The sequence below is a fragment of the Aeromicrobium sp. REDSEA-S38_B2 genome (genome assembly GCF_001628525.1).
Lineage (GTDB): Bacteria > Actinomycetota > Actinomycetes > Propionibacteriales > Nocardioidaceae > Aeromicrobium > Aeromicrobium erythreum.
The window spans coordinates 104,699-110,894 of sequence record NZ_LUNH01000097.1 but is presented as its reverse complement, the minus strand read 5'-3'; the positions used below and the strand labels follow the sequence as shown (position 1 = coordinate 110,894).

General features: G+C 70.5%; 6 protein-coding genes. 4 read left to right on the top strand and 2 right to left on the bottom strand.

Features of this window, described 5'->3' with window-relative positions; all coding sequences use genetic code 11:
* Positions 1-536: 536 nt before the first annotated feature.
* Complete coding sequence (locus A6Q81_RS16270) at positions 537-2,468, top strand: ATP-dependent DNA helicase (protein WP_286691112.1); 1,932 nt, start codon at positions 537-539, stop codon at positions 2,466-2,468.
* Between the two features lie 78 nt (positions 2,469-2,546).
* Here A6Q81_RS16270 and lexA read toward each other — a convergent pair whose 3' ends face one another.
* On the bottom strand, positions 2,547-3,347 hold the full coding sequence (lexA, locus tag A6Q81_RS16265) for a transcriptional repressor LexA (protein ID WP_083516344.1): 801 nt from the start codon (positions 3,345-3,347) through the stop codon (positions 2,547-2,549).
* 393 nt (positions 3,348-3,740) lie between these two features.
* Between lexA and A6Q81_RS16260 the strand changes: the two genes are divergently transcribed.
* Both A6Q81_RS16260 and A6Q81_RS16255 read left to right on the top strand, forming a co-directional pair.
* Positions 3,741-4,100 carry a LysM peptidoglycan-binding domain-containing protein gene (locus tag A6Q81_RS16260; RefSeq protein ID WP_067856903.1) on the top strand — a complete coding sequence of 120 codons (360 nt, stop codon included), beginning with the start codon at positions 3,741-3,743 and terminating at the stop codon, positions 4,098-4,100.
* Positions 4,101-4,139: 39 nt separating this feature from the next.
* Entirely contained in the window at positions 4,140-4,856 is a 717-nt protein-coding gene (locus A6Q81_RS16255) for a type 1 glutamine amidotransferase (RefSeq protein ID WP_286691111.1), read from the top strand.
* 9 nt (positions 4,857-4,865) lie between these two features.
* Here the strand turns inward: A6Q81_RS16255 and A6Q81_RS16250 are convergent, their stop codons facing one another.
* Positions 4,866-5,276, bottom strand: a complete 411-nt coding sequence (locus A6Q81_RS16250) for a VOC family protein (RefSeq protein WP_286691110.1) — start codon at positions 5,274-5,276, stop codon at positions 4,866-4,868.
* A 362-nt stretch (positions 5,277-5,638) separates the two neighbouring features.
* Between A6Q81_RS16250 and nrdR the strand changes: the two genes are divergently transcribed.
* Positions 5,639-6,160, top strand: a complete 522-nt coding sequence (gene nrdR / locus A6Q81_RS16245; RefSeq protein WP_286691109.1) for a transcriptional regulator NrdR — start codon at positions 5,639-5,641, stop codon at positions 6,158-6,160.
* Positions 6,161-6,196: the final 36 nt, after the last annotated feature.

The window sequence follows — 6,196 nt, the reverse complement described above, 5'->3', positions numbered from 1 at the left end:
ACTCTGGGCTTTCGCTGGGGGTCGGTTCGCGCTGGGCCGTTGCGGGGTGGTCTCGATACGCAGGGACTTCGCAAGCTCGTCCCTGCTACTCGACCAGCGAACCCACCGCTGGTCGAGTAGTCGGGCTTGGCGAGGAACGAGCCTGAGCCCGACGTATCGAGACCACTCTGGGCCGTCGCTGGGGGTTGGTCCGCGCGGAGCTGTTGCCGGGTGGTCTCGATACGCAGGGACTTCGCAAGCTCGTCCCTGCTACTCGACCAGCGAACCCACCGCTGGTCGAGTGCCTCCACGAGCGTTAGCGAGGGGAGGTGTATCGAGACCACTCTGGGCTTTCGCTGGGAGCCGGCTCGCGCTGGGCCGTTGCCGGGTGGTCTCGATACGCAGCACGACGCTCGTTCCTCGCGCGTGCTGCTACTCGACCAGCGGGAGGTCTCGCCGCTTGACCACGAAAACTCTTCGCAGCGCTCGGGGCGGGCCGACGGCGTCCTGTGGACACCCGACCGACGGTGCGGAGGGGGCCGTCTAGGCTCGCTGGCATGCCTGACAGCCCGAGTGTCCGCGACGTCCTCCACGCCGCGGTCGGGGCGGTCGGGGGCACGGAGCGACCCGGGCAGGTGGCGATGGCGGAGGCGGTCGCGGAGTCGCTGGAGTCCGGGCGCCACCTCCTCGTGCAGGCCGGGACCGGCACCGGCAAGTCGCTCGGGTACCTCGTGCCGTCGCTGCTGCACCGCAAGCGTGTCGTGGTCTCCACGGCCACGCTGGGCCTGCAGCACCAGCTCGTGCAGCGCGACCTTCCCGCCCTGGTGAAGGGTGCGCACGAGGTGCTCGGCACCACACCCAGCTACGCCGTCGTCAAGGGACGCTCGAACTACGCATGCCTGCACCGGGTGCGCGAGGGGGTGCCCGACGACCAGGGCACGCTCGTCGACGTCCCGGAGGGGACGCTCGGTGCCGAGGTGCTCGAGCTGCGCGAGTGGGCCGAGGAGCTCGCCACCCAGCGGGGGAACGGCGACGGGTCGCACGGCGACCGCGAGTCGGCACCCTCGCACACCGACCGTGCGTGGCGGCAGGTCAGTGTCACGCACCGCGAGTGCCTCGGTGCCACGCGGTGCCCGCACGCTGCCGAGTGCTTCGTCGAACTCGCGCGGGAGGCCGCGTCGACGGCCGACGTCGTGGTCACCAACCATGCGCTCCTCGCCATCGACGCCATCGACGGCGTGCCCATGCTCCCGGAGTACGACGCGGTCGTCGTCGACGAGGCGCACGAACTGGCCGCCCGGGTCACCCAGGCAGCGACCGCCGACCTCGACCCGGCCATCGTCGAACGTGCCGCGCGGCGCGGACGGCCCTACACCGACGGCGAGACCGACGACCTCAGCGACGCGGGCGACGCGCTCGCGGCCGCGCTGGCCGGCGTCCAGCCAGGGCGGATCGACCACGTCGTCGACGAGCTGCACGAGGCGCTGGCGCGCGTGCGCGACGCCGCACGCGCCTGCCTGTCGGCGTTCCCTCGCGAGAAGGCGGAGGTCGAGGGTGATGCCGCACGGCAGCAGGCCAAGGCCGGACTGGAGGAGATCCGCCTGGTCGCCGACCGGATGGCGTCCCTGCGCGAGACCGAGGTGCTGTGGATGTCGGACGCTCGCGGACCGGTGCTGCACGTGGCACCCATCGACGTCTCGGGCAGCCTGCGCGACAAGCTGTTCGAGGAGAAGACCGTCGTCCTCACCAGCGCCACGCTGACCGTCGGCGGCGGGTTCGAGCCCGTGGCCGCGTCTGTCGGCCTGTGGCGCGACGATGCTGACCGGTGGACCGGGCTCGACGTCGGCTCGCCGTTCGACTACCGACGTCAGGGCATCCTCTACGTCGCGAAGCACCTGCCTCCGCCTGGACGCGACGGCATCACCGACGCGCAGCTCGACGAGATCGCCGACCTCCTCGAGGCCGCCGGTGGCCGGACCCTCGGGCTGTTCTCCTCACGTCGCGCCGCGGAGGCCGCGGCCGAGGGCGTCCGCACGCGCCTGCCGGGGCGGGAGATCCTCTGCCAGGGCGATGCGCACCTGTCGGAGCTGACGCGCCGGTTCGCCGCCGAGGAGGAGACCAGCCTGTTCGGCACGTTGTCGCTGTGGCAGGGCATCGACCTGCCGGGCGACACCTGTCGGCTGGTTGTCATCGACCGGGTGCCGTTCCCTCGCCCCGACGACCCGCTGATGAGCGCCCGTCAGCGACTGGTCGAGAAGCGGGGCGGCAACGGGTTCATGAGCGTCGCCGCGTCGCATGCAGCGCTGCTCCTCGCCCAGGGTGCGGGACGGCTGATCCGGCGCACCGACGACCGCGGCGTGGTCGCGATCCTCGACCCACGCATCGTCACCGCCAGGTACGGCAGCTTCCTGGCTGCGTCGCTGCCGCCGCTGTGGCGCACGACCGACCGTGCTGCCGTGCTCGGCGCGCTGCAGCGGCTCGACACCTGAGGGCCCCGAGAGCACGCAGACCCCGCACCTCACGGCGCGGGGTCTGCGGGTCGGGCGACGGCGACCAAAGGACAGGGTTCAGAGACGACGCAGGACCGTCGTGACCTTGCCCAGGATCGTGGCGTGGGTGCCGTCGATGGGGGAGTAGTCGTCGTTGTGCGGGAGCAGCCAGACCTGGCCGTCCTTGCGCTGGAACGTCTTGACAGTGGCCTCGCCGTCGAGCATGGCGGCCACGATCTCGCCGTTCTCGGCGACCGGCTGCTGTCGGACGACCACGTAGTCGCCGTCGCAGATCGCGGCGTCGACCATCGAGTCGCCGCGCACCTCGAGCAGGAACAGCGTGCCGTCACCGACGAGCGTGCGGGGGAGCGGGAAGATCTCCTCGACCTGCTCCTCGGCGAGGATCGGCCCGCCGGCGGCGATCCGCCCGACCATGGGCACGTACGTGGCCTCGGGGCGCTGGTCGCCGAATCCCGTCTCGTCGACGAGGGAGTCGTCGGCCGAGCTGAGCGTCCGTCGGGCCTTGACGACCTCGGGCAGGAAGATCTCGATCGCGCGGGGACGGTTGGGGTCGCGCTTGACGTAGCCGAGGCGCTCCAGCACCCGCAGCTGGTGCGCCACGGACGACGTGCTGGCCAGTCCGACGGCGCCGCCGATCTCACGCATGCTCGGCGGGTAGCCGCGCTGCTCGATCTGGTCGCGCATGAAGTGGAGGATCTTCTGCTGGCGTCCGGTGAGACCGGTCATCTCGTCGACCGGTCCGTCGGGGAGCTCGCGCACGGAGTTGCGTGAGCCCTTCGGGCGGCCGCGGCGCGGGGCCTCGCTGGACGGGTCGACAGCGTCGTCGGCTGGGTCGTCGGCTGGGGTGTCGTCGCTCATGGGGACCACGCTAGACCTCGGGAAGGACGTTTACAAACACATGTTCGACAGCGTGTCGCCGTTCGAACAAGACCCTCCACGGGGCTCCTCGCGGGTGCGCTCGAGCTTGAAAACGGTGGCAGGGACGGGTGTCATCGGTCACGATCGAACATTTCTTCGCATGACTTCTGCCTGGAATCGCAGTGGTGACCGGGCAGAGATCGACATCCTGTTCGACAGGGGGCTGCTTTTGTCGGCACCTTCCCCTACAGTCGTACACGTGTTCGATCGAACATCTGTTCGCCGGATTCGCTGAGCAACCGCCCGCGGAGGACCGACGTTCGAATGACATCGGCAGGCGTTCGATCGACACACCAGACCTCGCACGATCCTCTTCCTTCCCCGGAGGCCCCCATGAGCACCATCTCGATCACCACGTACGACCGTCGCAGCCTGCGTCGTCCCGCCGTTGCCGCTCCTGTCCGGCTGACCCGCCGTGGTCGCCTGGTGCTGGTGCTCGCGGTCATCGCCGCGCTCGCCGTGGGTGCGGTCGTGCTCGGCTCCTCCACGGTCGCCACCGACGAGGCCGGCGCCGTGCCCGCCACGCGCGTCGTCACCGTCCAGGAGGGGCAGACCCTCTGGCAGATCGCCGCCGAGGCCAACCCCGAGGGCGACGTGCGCGACACGGTCGACGACATCATGCGCATGAACTCCCTGCCGAGCGCCGGTGACCTGCAGCTCGGCTCCGACCTGGCGGTCCCGGTCTACCAGTGACCCGGCCGTCCGGCCCCGCGCGTCGGGCACCATGGGGGCATGGCTCCCGGACCTGACGCGCACCCCCTGGTCGTCCACGTCGTCGCAGATGCGACCGACCGCGACGGCGGGCACGTGCTGGAGCGGCTCGAGGAGCTCGGCGCCGAGATCGACTGGCTCGACCGCGACGACCTTCCGCCGCACTGGGACGCCAACGGCGTCGACCTGCTGCTCCTGCTCGGTTCGGAGCGCTCCGCGCACGACCCGCGGTGGGAGTCGGTCGTCGAGCAGGAGTCCGACATGGTCCGCGTCGCCGTCGGCACCGGGACGCCCGTGATGGCGATCTGCTACGGCGCCCAGCTCGCGGCACGAGCCCTCGGCGGCACGTCGTACCGCGGCGACGGAGCCGAGGCCGGCTGGAAGCGCATCGACACGATCGACGAGGTGCTCTGCCCGGAGGGCCCGTGGGCGCAGTTCCACCAGGACGTGCTGGCCCCGCCGCCGACCTCGACCGTCCTCGGCCACTCCTGGTTCGGGCCGCAGTGCTTCGTGGACGAGGCCTTCGGCGGGCGGGTCATCGCCTGGCAGTTCCACCCCGAGGTCACGACGGCGACGTTCGCCCGCTGGGTCGACGAGGACGCCGCGCTCGTGCGCGCGGAGGGCTCGTCGCCGGCCGAGCTCAAGCGCCAGGCGCTCGCCAATGCCGTGCGGAGCCGTCAGGCCGCGCACGACCTCGTCGACGCGGCGCTGGCGTACCTGCGCGTCCGGACCTCCTAGGCGTCCGGGTCAGGACGTCGTGACGTTGAACAGCCAGGCCACGCCGAACTTGTCGTTCAGCAGGCCGAACTCGTCGCCCCATGGCGCGGGCGCCAGCGGCACCACGACCTCGGCGCCGTCGCTGAGCGCGGTGAAGTAGTCGCGTAGGCGCTCGTCGTCGCCCGTGAGCGCGATGTTGATGGCGGTGCCCATCGCGGGGTCGTCGCCACCCGGTGGCGTGTCGGAGGCCATGATGTCCAGCCCGGCGTCGGACACGAGGTGGCCGTGCATGACCAGGTCGGCCCGCTCGGGGTCGTCGCTCATGCCGTAGTCGCCGAAGGTGGCGATCGTCAGCTCGCCTCCGAGGACGGAGTGGTAGAACTCCAGCGCCGCGCGCGACTGGTCGCGGAAGTTGAGGTACGGGTTCAGGCGGATCGTCATGGACCCATCCTGCTCGCTCCTGTTCCGAGATGGAACAGAACGGCTGGATCCGCTGACGAGACGTCCCGCGACACGCGCTCCGGGGCGCCGTGCAGGAGGAGTCGTAGCGCCCTGACCTGCGCAAATGCGACCCCTGCGAATTTGTCGGAGCAGATCGGTTGACTGGCTTGCACGACCTTGTGCCGAGGCGTACCGTAGCCACTACATCTAGTGATTACACCGATGTAGTTCTCCACATCTAGTCCCACAGAGAACGATGAGTTACCCACAGGAATGACGGGGAATCCACCGGGAATCCCCAGATCCGTCCCCAGGTCGGTCGGCCCCGACCGACCCGATCAGCCCACCGAGAGGAGAGCACGATGAACTGTCCCTTCTGCAAGGACGGCGACACCCGCGTGCTCGACTCGCGCGTGGCCGACGACGGCGGCGCCATCCGCCGACGGCGCGTCTGTGGGAACTGCCAGAAGCGGTTCACGACCATCGAGCAGATGCAGCTCACCGTGCTCAAGCGCTCCGGCGCCACCGAGCCGTTCAACCGCGAGAAGGCCGTCGCGGGTGTCCGCAAGGCGTGCAAGGGTCGCCCCGTCTCCGACGACGACCTCGCACGTCTCGGCCAGCAGGTCGAGGACGCGCTGCGCGAGAGCGGGGCGGCGGAGATCGCCGCCGACGAGGTGGGGCTGGCCATCCTCGAGCCGCTCAAGTGTCTCGACGAGGTCGCCTACCTGCGGTTCGCGAGCGTGTACAAGGCGTTCGACTCCGTCGACGACTTCGCGACCGAGATCGCCGAGCTCATGGCTCGCGCGGCCGACGGGGAGCTCGCCGAGCACACGGCCCACCGTGACGAGCCCCGTGAGCACGACAGCACCACGCAGCACCCCTGAACCACTGCTCGTCCCGCGGGACGAGCGGACGCACCA